Source organism: Segatella asaccharophila, assembly GCF_054687055.1.
In genome coordinates this window covers 1-1,209 of sequence record NZ_BAACAN010000055.1, presented here as the reverse complement: position 1 = coordinate 1,209, position 1,209 = coordinate 1, and the positions used below count along the sequence as shown (strand labels likewise).

Sequence of the window (1,209 nt, the reverse complement as noted above, 5' to 3'; positions counted from 1 at the left end):
CCCCGTGTCCTGTAAGGGATGCGGAGGAGAACCATTATACAATGGAGAGTTTGATCCTGGCTCAGGATGAACGCTAGCTACAGGCTTAACACATGCAAGTCGAGGGGAAACGGGCGCCAAGCTTGCTTGGCGCAGTCGTCGACCGGCGAATGGGTGAGTAACGCGTATCCAACCTGGCTTCAAGCAGGGAACAGGCTTTCGAAAGAAAGATTAATACCCTATGTGGTCCTCGGAAGACATCAGAGGAGGACGAAAGATTCATCGCTTGAAGATGGGGATGCGTCTGATTAGGCAGTTGGCGGGACAAGGGCCCACCAAACCGACGATCAGTAGGGGTTCTGAGAGGAAGGTCCCCCACATTGGAACTGAGACACGGTCCAAACTCCTACGGGAGGCAGCAGTGAGGAATATTGGTCAATGGGCGGAAGCCTGAACCAGCCAAGTAGCGTGCAGGATGACGGCCCTATGGGTTGTAAACTGCTTTTGAAGGGGAGTAAAGTGAGTGACTTGTCATTCATTGCAAGTACCCTTGGAATAAGGACCGGCTAATTCCGTGCCAGCAGCCGCGGTAATACGGAAGGTCCGGGCGTTATCCGGATTTATTGGGTTTAAAGGGAGCGTAGGCTGCCCGGCAAGCGTGCTGTGAAATACAGTGGCCCAACCACTGGACTGCAGCGCGAACTGTCGGGCTTGAGGGCGCACGACGCAGGCGGAATTTGTGGTGTAGCGGTGAAATGCTTAGATATCACGAAGAACCCCGATTGCGAAGGCAGCTTGCGGGAGCGCGACTGACGCTGAAGCTCGAAAGTGCGGGTATCAAACAGGATTAGATACCCTGGTAGTCCGCACGGTAAACGATGGATGCCCGTTCTGCGGCCTTCGGGCCGCGGGACCAAGCGAAAGCATTAAGCATCCCACCTGGGGAGTACGCCGGCAACGGTGAAACTCAAAGGAATTGACGGGGGCCCGCACAAGCGGAGGAACATGTGGTTTAATTCGATGATACGCGAGGAACCTTACCCGGGCTTGAATTGCAGACTAATGCGGCGGAGACGCCGCAGTCCTTCGGGAAGTCTGTGAAGGTGCTGCATGGTTGTCGTCAGCTCGTGCCGTGAGGTGTCGGCTCAAGTGCCATAACGAGCGCAACCCCTGTCTCCTGTTGCCATCAGGTAAAGCTGGGCACACTGGAGAGACTGCCGCCGTAAGGTG

The 1,209-nt window shown here is 55.7% G+C and carries 1 rRNA gene; it reads left to right on the top strand.

Annotation, left to right across the window (positions count from 1 at the left end):
• Positions 1–38: 38 nt before the first annotated feature.
• Positions 39–1,209 (top strand): 16S ribosomal RNA (locus ACYRYG_RS13270); the annotation flags it as partial.